Source organism: Actinobacillus succinogenes 130Z (assembly GCF_000017245.1).
GTDB lineage: Bacteria > Pseudomonadota > Gammaproteobacteria > Enterobacterales > Pasteurellaceae > Exercitatus > Exercitatus succinogenes.
Genome location: NC_009655.1, coordinates 682108 through 696932 on the forward strand (window position 1 = coordinate 682108; position 14825 = coordinate 696932).

A 14825-nucleotide genomic window follows, 5' to 3' on the forward strand; every position below is an offset into this window, starting at 1 on the left:
TGCAAAATTGCAATAATATTAATATTTTTTGCATAAGTATGCAATATGAAAGGCATAGGATAAACATTATACCGGAATTTTTGACCGCACTTGAATAAACCGCCCAAGCGTGCATCTAGGTTGTCGGTTTATCCCGACGCGTTAAACGATAACGCAGGTCATCGGCATTGCGGCAGGTTTTGATGCGGTCAAACAGTGCGTGCGCCTGTTCGTATTCTTTATTGAGATAATGCAGCCATTGTTTGATACGCGCCACATGATAAAAACCGGTATCGTGAATATTTTCCATTTGTGCATATTTTTGCAGAATAGGAATGATCTCAGACCACGGCATTTTCGGCGCATTAAATTTTATAACCCGGCTTAAATTGGGAATATTCAGTGCGCCACGCCCTATCATTAAATCTTCGCAACCCGTGATTTGACGGCATTTTTCACCGTCCTCCCAATGCCGGATTTCTCCGTTGGCGATAACGGGAATGCGCAATTTTGACCGCACTTTACCGATTTGTTGCCAATTAATCCGATCGGCGCGGTAGCCGTCCGTTTTAGTACGCCCGTGAACGGCGATTTCATCGGCACCGCCTTGCTGCACGGCATCGGCGATTTCAAATACCTGCGAAATATCGTCCCAACCTAACCGCACCTTGACGCTGACCGTTTGTTCCGGCGTGACAGCTTGACGAATGGCTCGGGTAGCACGGTAAATTAATTCTGGATTTTTGAGCAAACTCGCACCGCCGTTACTGCCGTTAACGGTTTTGGACGGACAGCCGCAGTTAAAATCGATGCCGTGAGAACCCAATTCGATAGCGCGTACTGCGTTTTCCGCCAGCCAGTCGGGATATTGTCCGAGCAGTTGTACGCGAACCGGTGTACCGGAAGGCGTTTTTCCTTGATTTTGCAGTTCGGGACAAAGTCGGTAAAAGACTTTGTCGGGCAAAAGCCGATCCACTACGCGGACGAATTCGGAAATACACAAATCATAGTCGTTGACTTCTGTGAGCAATCGGCGAACTAAGGGGTCTAACCAGATAGAACAGAATGAGCGCCGTGATTGCGCCCAGCGTGTCGGCCAAAATATCTTTCTGCGCATCCCAGATATCTCCTTGGGAACCTAAAAATGCCGCACCCTTTTCATCGCCGGCAATAACGGCATACTGCCATTCGATAAGCTCGTAACCGGCAGCCACGGACATAATAAAAAACAGACTGAAGAGTCCGGCAATTACAGGGCCGGTTAAATGACGGCGCAATAAAAACTCTGCCATCGGAAAACTATAAAAACCGACAGCATAGTGGGCGACACGGTCAAAATGATTGCGCCCTTCTCCCAACCAGCCGGCAAGCAAGCGGTTTCCCCATTGGAACGGCACATGTTCGAACGTGTAGTGTGCACCGATTAAATGCAGGGTTAACCATAAAGACATACAAAAATAGGCGGTGTTACTGAATTGAAAACGGGGGTAGGTTATGATTAGTGCGCTGAACACCATAAAAACCGGAATGATTTCTGCATACCAAACCGCCCGCGAAAAAGGAGAAATCCCCGACCAGACGGAAAGTGCGGTCAAAAATATCGCTAAAAAAACAGGAAACGAGCGGAAAGGCGTGCTCATTATTTCCAGCCTTTCGCTTTGCAAATCAAGTCGTAGGCCGCCTGAATCTGTTGCGCTTTCTCTTTCGCCATTTCCATCATTTCCGGCGGTAAACCTTTGGATACCAGTTTATCCGGATGATTTTCGTTCATTAAACGGCGATAAGCGCGTTTAACCGCCGCTTGATCGTCGTTTTCAGAGACGCCCAACACTTTGTAAGCGTCGTGAATCGTCGGTCCGGAATGCGGTCGATAACCGCTCTGAGATCCGGATTGCCGATAACCGCCGCTTTGCGAGTAACCTTGCTGGTATTGCTGATATTGTTGATAGGCCTGTTCGAAAAAACTACCGTTGGAAAATTGGCGACGCGCCATTTCCATCGCAATCATTTGTTCAAACTGGAATGCGGATAAACCCAGTTCTTCGGCAATCGTCCGTAAAATCGCCTGTTCGTTGTCGTGTAAATGATCGTCCGCAAACGCCGCCTGTACCTGTACGCTTAAAAACATCCGCAATAAATCGGCACGCTGACCGCAGCCGATACGGAATTCGCGGATAATTTGACGTAACGGAAAATCCGTTTCTTTTCCGCGGTTAAAGGCGTCCTGCGCAAGCTTGCGGTTGGTTTCGTCCAAATTGAGCTGCTGCATCAGATTGTTAGCCAGTGCAATATCGTTTTCCGTTACGCGTCCTTTAGCTTTACTGAGATTCCCCAACACCGCGAAAGTCGTCTGCATAAACAGCGATTGGCGTGTCAGTTTTTTACTGAAAAAAGACGAATTTACACTGCCGAGTTCGTAAAGTTTTTTGTCCGCCAAATGGCCTAAAATAGCGCCGGCAATCCCGCCGAACAGGCCGCCGTAGCGATAGCCCAGAAAGAAACCGATCACTTTACCGATAAAATTCATTTAACACTCCAATTAATTCGGGAAATTTTCGTTAGTTTAGCGGATTAGATGAGGTTGAGAAAGGGAAGTTCAAGCAAGTGCGGTCAAAAAATGAGAAATTTTTCTTTATTTCCGGCAAAACGGGTAGATTTTTATCGCAATATCCAAAATGTATCGTGCATAAAATCTTAAATTTGTTGACCGCACTTTGGTTTAAAATTAATCGTTATCCCCTAATAAAACGCTTTCCAGCGCGATTTCAATCATCTCATTGAAGGTAGTTTGACGTTCTTCCGAACTGGTTTGCTCGCCGCTGCGGATATGGTCTGATACGGTACAGATGCTGAGCGCTTTAGCACCGAATTCCGCCGCTACTCCGTAAATACCGGCAGCTTCCATTTCCACGCCGAGAATACCGTATTTTTCCATTACGTCGAACATTTCCACATCGGGCGTGTAGAATAAATCGGCGGAGAACAAATTACCGACGTGTACCTTAATTTTCTTATTTTTTGCCGCCTGAACCGCCGCCTGCGCCATGCCGAAATCGGCGATGGCCGCGAAGTCGTTGTCTCTAAAACGGATACGGTTTACTTTACTGTCGGTGCAGGCGCCCAGGCCGATAATGACGTCGCGTACGTGAACGTCTTGGCGCACCGCACCGCACGAACCGACGCGGATGATTTTTTTCACGCCGTATTCGGTGATAAGTTCTTTGCTGTAAATGGAACAGGACGGGATGCCCATGCCGTGCCCCATAACGGAAATGCGGCGACCTTTATAACTGCCGGTGTAACCCAGCATATTACGTACGTCGGTGACTAGTTCGGGCTGGTCTAAAAAAGTTTCCGCAATATATTTTGCGCGCAGCGGATCGCCGGGCATTAAGACGACATCGGCGAATGCGCCGGCAGGGGCGTTGATGTGTGGAGTCATAAAATTTCCTTAATCTTATTTTTTTACAATTCGGTGCGTTCGTAGCGCATCTGCGTTAAATTATCGCCGTCCCGTATTCCATCGGCGAAACGCCCAGATATTTGGCGACGGTCTGACCGATGTCGGCAAAGGTTTCCCGTGCGCCTAAGAATCGGGCGGGCACTTGAGCGCCGTACATCAATACCGGAATATGTTCGCGGGTGTGGTCGGACCCTTGCCAAGTGGGATCGCAACCGTGATCGGCGGTGATAATCAGCAAATCGTCGTCTTTCATTAATCTGAGCAATTCGGGTAAACGACGGTCGAAGTATTCCAGCCCTTTGGCATAACCGGTTACGTCGCGGCGATGACCGAAATCCGCATCGAAATTTACGAAGTTAGTAAAAACTATCGTATTATCGCCCGCACTTTTGACTTCTTCCAATGTTTTATCGAACAATTCTTCCAATCCGGTCGCTTTGACTTTTTTGCTGATGCCGGTATGGGCGTAAATGTCGGCGATTTTTCCCACGGAAACCACCATGCCCTCTTTTTCTTCGATAAACTTCTGCAAAACGGTTTTAGCAGGCGGTTCGACGGAATAGTCGCGCCGGTTGCCGGTGCGTTTGAATGCACCCGCTTTGTTGCCGATAAACGGACGCGCAATAACCCGTCCGATATTGTAACCTTCCAGTTCGGTTCGTACGATTTCGCACAGTTCGTATAAATTATTCAGTCCGAAAGTTTCTTCGTGAGCGGCAATTTGGAAGACCGAGTCTGCGGAGGTATAAAAAATCGGCAAACCGGTTTTCATATGTTCTTCGCCTAATTGATCTAAAATGACGGTACCGGAAGAATGACAGTTGCCGAGATAGCCTTTAATGCCGGCTTTGGCAACGATTCGGTCAAGCAACGGTTTCGGAAAACTGTTTTGTTTATCGGGAAACAAGCCCCAATCGAACAACACCGGTACACCGGCGATTTCCCAATGGCCGGACGTGGTGTCTTTGCCCGATGAAATTTCGCGTGCAAAGGCGTAGCCGCCGATTAAGTGCGGTTGATTTTGGAAATGTTTCGGCAATTCGCCGCAGGATTCTTTCGCCGCTAATCCTAAACCGAGACTTTCTAAATGCGGCAGATTCAGCGATGGTTGATGCGAAGCGATGTGTCCTAAGGTGTTTGCACCTTTATCGCCGAATTTGTCCGCATCTTCCGCTCCGCCGATACCGAACGAATCGAGCATCATAATCAGTACGCGTTTCATGACTTTCTCCTTAATAGGGTGATTCCGAAAACTGGGCGTTTCGGATAAAGCAATCGTTTAGCTTGGTCTAAATGTGACAAAACCACAGACTGGCTGTGGTTTTGTGTATTCTGTTAAATATGACGGTGCCTAGTATAGCAGAAATTATGCCAATGCGACACCGCTTAAGCCGATAAACAAACCGGCGATAGTTGCGCTCATTAAGTTGGCGAGAGAACCGGCGATGACGGCTTTAATGCCTAAACGGGCTATATCGCCGCGACGGCTCGGCGCCATGCCGCCCAAGCCGCCGATGAGAATGGCGATGGAGCTGAAATTGGCAAAGCCGCATAGTGCGAAGGTGATAATGGCTTTGGTTTTATCGCCTAATTGCACCGCACTTTCCGGGCTGAGATATTTGGCAAATTCTAAATAACCTACGAATTCGTTGATAGCCAGTTTGGTACCGATCATTTGCCCGGCGATATTGGCCTCTTCCCAAGGCACGCCGATAACCCACGCCAAAGGTTTGAATACCCAGCCGAAAATCATACCCAAGGACAGTTCCGGCATATCAAACCAACCGCCGATACCGCCCAGAATGCCGTTAATTAAAGCAATCAATGCTACGAAAGCGATTAACATGGCGCCTACGTTCAAGGCCAACTGCATGCCGGACGAAGCGCCGCCCGCCGCAGCGTCTAAAATATTGGACGGTTTTTCCAGTTCTACATGCGCCATGTCGTCATCAAATTGTTCGGTTTGCGGATAGAGAATTTTGGCAAACAATAACCCCGCCGGCGCCGCCATAAATGAGGCGGCGATTAAGTAAGTTAACGGCACGCCCATGCCGGCATAGCCCGCTAATACGGAACCGGCGATAGAGGCTAAACCGCCGCACATTACGGCGAATAATTCCGATTGCGTCATTTTGCTGATGTAAGGTTTGACGATAAGCGGCGCTTCGGTCTGACCGACGAAAATGTTGGCGGCGGCAGACATGGATTCGGATTTTGAGGTGCCGAGCAGTTTCTGTAAGGCGCCGCCGATGATTTTAATCACCCATTGCATTACGCCGATGTAGTAGAGCAATGAAATTAAGGCGGAAAAGAATACGATGCTTGGTAAGACGCGTACGGCGAAAATAAATCCGTCGCCGCCCATTACTTCAAAGATTTTGTCGCCGGCGAGACCGCCGAAGACGAATTTAATCCCTTCGAAGCCGTAGTTAATCACGTTCTGTACGCCGTCCGATACCCATTGTAACGCATGACGTCCCGCCGGCACATAAAGAATTAACGCGCCGAACAATACTTGAATGGCGAGCGCGCCGAATACCGTGCGGTAATTAATGGCTTTACGGTTGCTGGAAAGCAGGAAGGCGATGGCGAGCAGTACGACCATACCCAAGAGGCTGATTAGTGCAGACATTATGGTTCCCCGAAATGATGAAATTGCTGAATTTTAGCTTTTTTTAGCCAATTTAGCTATAAGTTATCGCTAGATTTTTGTTTAATTTTAGCCGCACTTTCTTTATCATTGGACGGAATTTATTGTTAACAGGTTTTTATGTCGAAATACAAAGTTTTGCCGCAGACCCCTTGGACAGCCTTATCTCTTTGGTCATTGGAATGGCGTTCGTTGGCGATGTTGTGTCTGTCGCTTACCATTGTGGGGATCGGCGAAGGCTTGTTGCTTCTGTCGGATTTGGGATCCGCTCCTTGGACGATTCTTTCCCAAGGTATTTCATTACAATGCGGTATCAGCGTCGGTTGGGCGTCTTTTTTTATCAGCGTCACCGTTATGTTGCTGTGGTTTCCGCTGAAGCTGAGAATCGGGCTCGGCACCATACTGAACATTGTGCTTATCGCATTTTTTTTGGGAGTGACGGTAAAAACTGCGCCCGTTCCGACCGCACTTTGGGGGCGTTTCGTCTATATTTTTATCGGTATTTTCTGCTTCGGTATAGGTTCCGCCATTTATCTGACTTGCCATCAGGGGGCCGGCCCGCGGGACGGATTAATGGTCGGATTATGCCAGCGGTTTCGCTGGAAGGTCGGTATGGTTCGCACCTGCATTGAAGTGACGGTCTGTTTGCTCGGTTTTTGTCTGGGGGGAACCGTCGGCGTCGGCACCTTGATTTTCGCACTGTCCATCGGTTGGGCGGTACAATTCACTTTAGCGTGGGTGGCGCGCTTTTCCCGCTAATTCCGTTTATTCTTGCATTTTTCAAAAACAATTCGAATTTTGACCGCACTTTTAGCTTGTTTTTCTTTTTTGCACTACTATAATAGTGCAAATTTTATTTTACGGAAAAATTCTATGGCGAACAAACAACCTTCCTTATTGGGCGGCGTAATGATTATTGCGGGCGGTACCATCGGCGCCGGCATGCTGGCTAATCCTATTTCTACTGCAGGCGTTTGGTTTGCAGGTTCGTTATTAATTCTGATTTACACCTGGTTTTGTATGATGTCTTCGGGATTAATGCTGTTAGAAGCGAATTTGCATTATCCTACCGGCGCCAGTTTCGATACTATTGTAAAAGATTTGCTGGGCAACGGCTGGAATGCGCTGAACGGTTTATCTTTGGCATTCGTACTGTACATTCTGACTTATGCTTACATTACTTCCGGCGGCGGGATTACGCAAGGCGTGTTGAATCAGCTGCTGAGCAGCGAACAAAGTGCGGTGGAAATCGGCCGTACTTCCGGCGCGTTGATTTTCACTTTTGTCTTGGCGGCTTTCGTGTGGTTTTCCACTAAAGCGGTGGATCGCTTCAGTACGGTTCTTATCGGCGGCATGATCATTTCGTTTTTATTATCGGTATCGGGGCTGATCTCCTCGGCTTCCGCCAACGTATTGTTTGATTCCGCGCTTCAGGCGGAGCCGCGGTATGTATCTTACGCTTTTGTCGCGTTACCGGTGTGTTTGGTGTCTTTCGGTTTTCATCAGAACGTCCCGAGTTTGGTTAAATATTACAACCGAAATGCGGGAAAAGTGGCGAAATCCGTGTTTATGGGTACGTTTCTCGCATTATTGATCTACATTTTGTGGCAGTTGGCTATTCAAGGCAATTTGCCGCGCGCCGAATTTGCACCGGTCATTGAAAAGGGCGGCGATATTGCGGCGTTATTGAATGCTTTAGGACAATATATTCAAACGAATTATATCGATGTAGCGTTAAATTTCTTTGCTTACATGGCGATTGCCAGTTCGTTTTTGGGCGTGACTTTAGGATTATTCGATTATATCGCCGATTTGTGCGGGTTTGACGACAGCCGTGCGGGCAGAACCAAAACCGCTTTAGTCACATTCCTGCCGCCGTTGTTGCTGAGCTTACAATTTCCTTACGGTTTTGTCATTGCTATCGGTTACGCGGGATTAGCCGCCACTATTTGGGCGGCAATCGTACCGGCGTTGCTCGCCAAAGCCAGCCGAGCTAAATTCCCGCAACGGGAATACACCGTATTCGGCGGTAACGGGATGATCTATTTTGTGATTTTTTTCGGCGTACTGAATATTTTGTCGCAACTGGCGGCACAGTTCGGTTGGTTGCCGGTGTTTAAAGGTTAACGAGCGGACGACAATGACAGAACGGCAATCCGTTTACGATACGGAAAATTTTTTCGAACTGTATCAGCGGTTACGGGCAAATCCCGTCAGCTTAAACAATATTGTAGAAAAGCCGACGATGTTATCTTTATTGCCTGATTTAACGGGTAAAAAATTACTGGATCTGGCTTGCGGCACCGGCGAGCATTTACGTTTATATCTGGAACGCGGTGCGGATTTTGTGACGGGCATGGATTTATCCGCCGCCATGTTGCGGCAGGCGGAAAAAAATCTTGCGGATTTTCGACCGCACTTCACGCTATATCAGGCATCTATGGAAGATTTCTCACAACTGGCAGAATCGGAATTTGACGTGATAACCAGTTCTTTTGCTTTTCATTATGTGCAGGATTTTCCGAAATTACTCCGTGCCGTTGCGACGAAACTGAAGCCGCAGGGAACGTTGGTTTTTTCGCAGGAACATCCCATTGTTACCGCTTATAAGGGCGGTGAGCGTTGGGAGAAAAACGCACAAAAAGAACAGGTCGCGTACCGTTTGAATTTTTACCGCGATGAGGGAGAACGCAACAGAAATTGGTTTAAACAGCCGTTTAAAACTTATCATCGTACTACGGCGACGATTATTAATAACCTGATTGAAGCGGGTTTTGTTATCGAAAGCATACGGGAACCCATGCTTGCCGAACAACCGGAATGGCAGGCGGAATTTAAGGATTTACAACATCGTCCCGTATTGTTTTTTGTGAAAGTGAGAAAAAAACTTTCCCGTATTAGAAAAAATTTGTGAAAATCGCTTGCAAGCGGAAAAATTTTTCCGTATGTTAGTACCCATGAATCTTATATAGGATTGATTATGAACTTTAATAACACTTTGCATCATCACCGTCATTATTCCTGAACATTCTTTCGGGCATAATGCGGTGTTCGGAAGAAAACTTCCGAGCAAGCGTTAGTTCTAAAATATTCAATCTCTCGGAAGTGATTTTCTACTTTCGAGAGATTTTTTTTTACCCAAAAATTAAGACAATAAGAAGGAAAACAATATGACAGCCAACGATAGCCGTTTACGAATCGCCCTCCAGAAAAAAGGCCGTTTGAGCAAAGACTGCAACGAACTGCTGAAACAATGCGGGGTGAAAATCACTTGGAACGAGCAGCGTTTAATCGCTTACTCGGAAAACCTGCCGATTGAAATCCTGCGGGTGCGGGACGACGATATTCCGGGCTTGGTCTTCGACGGCGTGGTGGATCTCGGCATTATCGGCGAAAACGTGCTGGAAGAAGAGGAACTGGGGCGTTTGGCGGCCGGTGAAAACGTGGAATACAAAAAGCTTCGCCAGTTAGATTTCGGCGGTTGCCGCCTCTCGCTTGCGATTGACCGTGATCACAGCTACAACGGCATTCAGGATCTCACCAATACGGTTATCGCCACCTCTTATCCGAATCTGTTAAAACGCTATATGAAAGAGCAGGAAGTGCCGTTTAAAAGCATTCTGCTGAACGGTTCGGTAGAAGTCGCACCCAGTGCGGGCATCGCCGATGCCATTTGCGATTTAGTCTCTTCTGGGGCAACGCTGGAAGCCAACGGTTTGAAAGAAGTGGAAGTGATTTATCGTTCCACCGCCTGCCTGATTCAACGTACCGAACCGCTTACCGCAGAAAAACAGGCCTTGGTCGATAAGCTGCTCACTCGCATTCAGGGCGTGCAACAAGCCTCCGAATCCAAATATATTATGCTGCACGCCCCGAAAGACAAACTGGAAAAAGTGATCGCGCTGCTGCCGGGTATCGAAAATCCGACTATTCTGCCGCTTGCCCACGACGAATCTCACGTCGCCATGCACGTCGTCAGTCAGGAAAACCTGTTCTGGGAAACCATGGAGCAATTAAAAGCCGTCGGCGCCAGCTCGATTTTGGTACTGCCGATTGAAAAAATGATGGCGTGATTTTGTAAAATTTTAGAAAAAAACGACCGCTTGTAAAACGGAGCCGCAGAGTGGCTCAATTATGCATAACCTAAACAAATTCCCTGTAGGGTGGGCGTTAGCCCACGTTACAAGACAAAAATCGGATAATTCGTGGGCTTACGCCCACCCTACGGTAAAGCAAAAAAGGAACAGTACATGCAAACCCTGATTTGGAACAATTTAACAGAAACCGAAAAACAGCAATATCTCGCCCGTCCGGCACAGGTTATCGGCGACAGTATCAAAAAAGCCGTAGACGAAATCAAAGCCAACGTATTGGCGAACGGCGATAGCGCTTTATTCGAGCTGAGCGAAAAATTCGACAAGGTGAAATTAGACGGATTGATCGTCTCGCAAGCGCAGATTAGCGAGGCGGAAAAACGTATTTCGCCCGAACTGAAACAAGCGATTCAAAATGCGAAAGCGAATATCGAAACTTTTCATAAAGCCCAACGGAATCAAGAAGTGGATATCGAAACTCAGGCGGGTGTGCGTTGCCAAGTAGTGACCCGCCCGATTAACCGCGTGGGGCTTTATATCCCGGGCGGTTCCGCTCCGCTGTTTTCCACCGTATTAATGCTTGCCGTTCCCGCCAAAATCGCCGGCTGTAAAAAAATCGTACTGTGCTCGCCGCCGCCGATTGCCGATGAAATCCTTTATACCGCCAATCTTTGCGGGGTGGAAACCATTTATGCGGTGGGCGGGGCGCAGGCGGTGATCGCAATGGCGAACGGCACCGAAACCGTCGCCAAAGTGGATAAAATCTTCGGCCCGGGTAATGCTTTTGTCACCGAAGCCAAACGCCAAGTCGTGCAGGAAGGCACGGCAATCGATATGCCGGCAGGTCCAAGCGAAGTATTAGTGATTGCCGACGAGTTTGCCGACCCGGCTTTTGTGGCGAGCGATTTGCTTTCCCAGGCGGAGCACGGGGCGGATTCGCAAGTGATTTTAGTCACCCCGAGCGAAAAACTGGCTAAAGCGGTGGACGACGAGCTGGAAAAACAGGTTGAGCTGCTGCCTCGAGCCGAAACCGCCCGTAAAGCCCTTGCCCACAGCCGCACGTTTATTGCCGAGAGCTTGCGGCAAGCGGTGGAAATCAGCAACGAATACGCGCCGGAACATTTAATCGTGCAAACCGAAAACGCCCGCGCACTATTAGCGGATTTAGATAATGCCGGGTCGATTTTCTTAGGCGCTTACTCGCCGGAATCCATGGGCGATTACGCCAGCGGCACCAACCACGTGCTGCCGACTTACGGCTACACCAAAACCTACTCCAGCCTCGGTTTGGCGGATTTCAGCAAACGCATGACCGTACAGGAACTCACCCCGCAAGGCTTCAAAGATTTAGCCGAAACCGTCGAACTGATGGCGGCGGCGGAACGGTTGGACGCCCATAAACAGGCGGTGAGTATTCGGTTGGCGAAGATTCAATGATTCTAAAGTGCGGTCGGTTTTCGCTGAGTTTTGTAAAATTCTGACGAAATCAGACCGCTATCAGGAAAAATCAGGAGAAAAAAACAATGATTTCAGATGCTTTACCCATTATTTCAACAGTCGTACTCGCCCATTTTCTGGCGCTTATCAGCCCCGGTCCCGATTTTCTGATGGTAGTTCGCAGTGCGTTGCGGAATACGCGTCGGCGCGCAATCGGCGTTTCTATCGGTATTGCGCTTGCCAATGCGATTTATATCGGGCTTTGTATTATCGGCGTCGGTTCCGCCATCGCCCATTCATTATGGCTGATGATAACGCTTAAAATTATCGGTGGCTGCTTTTTGCTTTACATCGCCTATCACGCGCTCAAAGCACGCCGCAGCGACTATGCGTTTTTAGCCCAGGAACAGGATCAAAGCCGTTTGCGAAATGCCCCGTCGTTTTGGAAAGAGTTTTGGTTGGGAATGGGGTCAGGCTTATCCAATCCGAAAAACATCATTTTCTATCTGAGCCTGTTTTCCGTGGTGCTGACCCCGGAATCTGGCGTGATGTTGTCGGTCGGTTTAGGATTATGGATGACGCTGCTCGTTTTTGCGTGGGATACGATGATTATTTTCGTGCTTTCGCAACAAAAAGTCCGCCGTACATTCGGTAAAGTCGCTTTCTATATCGACAAAATCGCCGGTGCCTTACTTGGTTTTATGGGCTATAAATTATTACAAACGGCAGTGAAAGAAACGGCCTAAAAGTGCGGTCGGTTTTCGCTGAGTTTTGCAAAATGTCGAAAAAATCAGACCGCTTGCTGATCAAAACAAAAAATAAACAGGAACATAATATGACAATTTCACAACTTTCCCGCAAAAATGTGCAGGCTTTAACGCCGTATCAATCCGCCCGCCGTCTGGGGGGCAATGGCGATGTGTGGCTGAATGCCAACGAATATCCGACTTCGCCCCGCTTTGATTTAACTTCGCACCAATTCAACCGCTATCCCGAAGCACAGCCGGCGACGGTGATTGAAGGCTATGCCGCCTATGCCGGTGTGCAGCCCGAGCAGGTCATTACCACCCGTGGCGGCGATGAAAGTATCGAGCTGATTATCCGAGCATTTTGCGAAGCGGACGATAGCGTGCTTTACTGCCCGCCGACTTACGGAATGTACAGCGTGTCGGCGGAAACTTGCGGCGTGGCGTTAAAAACCGTGCCTTTAACGGCAGATTTTCAGCTGGATTTGGCGGCAATCGAGCAAAATCTCGACGGTGTGAAAGTGGTATTTGTATGCAGCCCGAACAACCCGACCGGCACATTGGTCAAGCGGTCTGATTTACTCAAACTTTTGCAAATGACCGCAGGGCGTGCCATTGTGGTGGTGGACGAAGCCTATATCGAATTTTGCCCCGAAGCGACAATGGTGACGGAACTGGCGAATTTCCCGCACTTGGCGATTATCCGCACCCTGTCCAAAGCCTTTGCGCTCGCCGGATTGCGTTGTGGTTTTACCCTTGCCAATGCCGAACTGATTAGCGTGCTACAAAAAGTGATTGCCCCTTATCCGCAACCGGTGGTGGTAACCGACATCGCCGCCCAAGCCTTAACTGAACAAGGTGTAAACGAGATGAGAAAACGAGTGGCGGACGTGCTGGAAAACCGTGCGTGGCTGATTGCGGAACTGGCAAAAATCCAAAGCGTGGAAAAGATTTTTGATACCGAAGCGAATTATGTTCTTGTCAAATTCAACGACGGCGAACAGGTGTTTAAAGCCTTATGGGAGCAAGGTATTATCCTGCGTGATCAACACAAAGCGTTAGGGCTACAAAATTGTAGTCGTATTTCTATTGGCACACGTGAAGAGTTGGAGAAAACCGTGGCGGCGATTAAAGTTGCCTAATCGTAGGGTGGGCTTGCTAGCCCACCATTTATGAATCCAAAGTGCGGTTAAATTTTTAATTATTTTTGGTGGGCAGGCATGCCCACCCTACAGGACAGACTATGACACAACAATCTATTTTATTTATCGACCGTGACGGCACGTTAATCGACGAACCGAAAACCGATTTTCAAATCGACAGTCTCGAAAAACTCAAATTTGAGCCGAATGTGATTCCGGCACTGCTTAAACTGAAAAACAAATACCGTTTTGTAATGGTGTCCAACCAAGACGGTTTAGGCACAAGCTCATTTCCACAGGCGGATTTCGACAAACCACACAATGCGATGATGGCGTTATTTAATTCGCAAGGGATTGAATTTGACGACGTACTGATTTGCCCCCACAAACCCGAAGACGGTTGCGATTGCCGTAAACCACAGACCAAATTACTGCAAAAATATATCGAGCGTGAACTGTTTGACCCTGCCACCAGTTTTGTGATCGGCGATCGTGCCACTGATGTGCAATTGGCGGAAAATCTCGGCATTCGTGCCATTCAATATCACCCCGAAAAAATGAACTGGGATCTGATTGCCGAAAAACTGTTGGGCGAAAGCGTTACCAACAACGGCGACCGCACCCCACGCTATGCGGAAGTAGCACGCAAAACCAAAGAAACCGACATTAAAGTGCAGGTTTGGCTGGACGAAACCGGTGTAAACGACATCAAAACCGGCGTCGGCTTTTTCGACCATATGCTCGACCAAATCGCCACCCACGGCGGTTTCCGAATGAATGTTTCTTGCAAAGGCGATTTATGGATTGACGAACACCACACCGTCGAAGACACCGCCCTCGCACTTGGCACCGCGTTAAAACAAGCGATTGGCGATAAACGGGGCATTGCTCGTTTCGGCTTCGTATTGCCGATGGACGAATGTAAAGCCGAATGCACAATGGATTTATCAGGTCGTCCATTTATCAAGTTCAAAGCGGATTTCAAACGGGATAAAGTCGGCGATTTCAGCACCGAACTGACCGAGCATTTCTTCCAATCTATTGCGTTTACTATGCTTGCAACATTGCATCTTGCGGTTGAAGGTGATAACGAGCACCACAAAATTGAAAGCCTGTTTAAGGTGTTTGGCAGAACACTTAGACAGTGCATTCGTATTGAAGGGAATGAATTGCCGAGTAGTAAAGGGGTTTTATGATCAATAGTAGGATCGGGGTTTATCCCCGCCTGAGATTAACAAAAGAACAGTTAAAATTTTGCAAGGTTTTGGAAAATTAAACCGTTTATGAAGATAATGAATGTATTTTAAGAGATCT

14 protein-coding genes and 1 other annotated feature are annotated in these 14825 nt (G+C 48.1%); of the genes, 8 read left to right on the forward strand and 6 right to left on the reverse strand.

The features are described 5' to 3' along the window. Positions 1-115: 115 nt before the first annotated feature. From dusC to ASUC_RS03255, 6 genes are all read right to left on the reverse strand, one after another. A complete protein-coding gene (gene dusC, locus ASUC_RS03230; RefSeq protein WP_012072375.1) occupies positions 116-1096 on the reverse strand; it encodes a tRNA dihydrouridine(16) synthase DusC in 981 nt (326 codons plus the stop codon). Then, complete coding sequence (locus ASUC_RS03235) at positions 984-1619, reverse strand: DUF2238 domain-containing protein (RefSeq protein WP_012072376.1); 636 nt, start codon at positions 1617-1619, stop codon at positions 984-986. The genes dusC and ASUC_RS03235 overlap by 113 nt, the downstream gene beginning before the upstream one ends. Further along, on the reverse strand, positions 1619-2506 hold the full coding sequence (gene djlA / locus ASUC_RS03240) for a co-chaperone DjlA (RefSeq protein WP_012072377.1): 888 nt from the start codon (positions 2504-2506) through the stop codon (positions 1619-1621). Before djlA ends, ASUC_RS03235 begins: the two co-directional genes overlap by 1 nt. 198 nt (positions 2507-2704) lie before the next feature. After that, positions 2705-3421: a purine-nucleoside phosphorylase gene (gene deoD / locus ASUC_RS03245; RefSeq protein WP_012072378.1), complete on the reverse strand. Its 717-nt coding sequence runs from the start codon at positions 3419-3421 to the stop codon at positions 2705-2707. A 55-nt stretch (positions 3422-3476) separates the two neighbouring features. Beyond that, complete coding sequence (locus ASUC_RS03250) at positions 3477-4664, reverse strand: phosphopentomutase (RefSeq protein WP_012072379.1); 1188 nt, start codon at positions 4662-4664, stop codon at positions 3477-3479. A gap of 144 nt (positions 4665-4808) precedes the next feature. Further along, positions 4809-6074 (reverse strand): NupC/NupG family nucleoside CNT transporter, encoded by a 1266-nt coding sequence (locus tag ASUC_RS03255; RefSeq protein ID WP_012072380.1) that lies wholly within the window; start codon positions 6072-6074, stop codon positions 4809-4811. 138 nt (positions 6075-6212) lie between these two features. Between ASUC_RS03255 and yczE the strand changes: the two genes are divergently transcribed. From yczE to hisB, 8 genes are all read left to right on the forward strand, one after another. Then, positions 6213-6851, forward strand: coding sequence for a membrane protein YczE (yczE, locus tag ASUC_RS03260; protein ID WP_012072381.1), 639 nt, complete (start codon positions 6213-6215; stop codon positions 6849-6851). A gap of 114 nt (positions 6852-6965) precedes the next feature. Continuing rightward, positions 6966-8219: an aromatic amino acid transporter gene (locus tag ASUC_RS03265; protein ID WP_012072382.1), complete on the forward strand. Its 1254-nt coding sequence runs from the start codon at positions 6966-6968 to the stop codon at positions 8217-8219. 13 nt (positions 8220-8232) lie between these two features. Beyond that, entirely contained in the window at positions 8233-9006 is a 774-nt protein-coding gene (locus ASUC_RS03270; protein ID WP_012072383.1) for a class I SAM-dependent methyltransferase, read from the forward strand. 89 nt (positions 9007-9095) lie between these two features. Next, positions 9096-9227: a sequence feature (His leader region), on the forward strand. Positions 9228-9262: 35 nt separating this feature from the next. Next, complete coding sequence (gene hisG, locus ASUC_RS03275; RefSeq protein ID WP_012072384.1) at positions 9263-10165, forward strand: ATP phosphoribosyltransferase; 903 nt, start codon at positions 9263-9265, stop codon at positions 10163-10165. Between the two features lie 177 nt (positions 10166-10342). Beyond that, the gene (gene hisD / locus ASUC_RS03280; RefSeq protein ID WP_012072385.1) at positions 10343-11623 is read left to right on the forward strand and encodes a histidinol dehydrogenase; all 1281 of its coding nucleotides are present in this window, start codon (positions 10343-10345) and stop codon (positions 11621-11623) included. Between the two features lie 86 nt (positions 11624-11709). Next, positions 11710-12369, forward strand: coding sequence for a LysE family translocator (locus ASUC_RS03285; RefSeq protein WP_012072386.1), 660 nt, complete (start codon positions 11710-11712; stop codon positions 12367-12369). Positions 12370-12458: 89 nt separating this feature from the next. Beyond that, on the forward strand, positions 12459-13511 hold the full coding sequence (hisC, locus tag ASUC_RS03290; RefSeq protein WP_012072387.1) for a histidinol-phosphate transaminase: 1053 nt from the start codon (positions 12459-12461) through the stop codon (positions 13509-13511). A 101-nt stretch (positions 13512-13612) separates the two neighbouring features. Further along, on the forward strand, positions 13613-14707 hold the full coding sequence (hisB, locus tag ASUC_RS03295; RefSeq protein WP_012072388.1) for a bifunctional histidinol-phosphatase/imidazoleglycerol-phosphate dehydratase HisB: 1095 nt from the start codon (positions 13613-13615) through the stop codon (positions 14705-14707). The last annotated feature ends 118 nt before the right edge of the window (positions 14708-14825 follow it).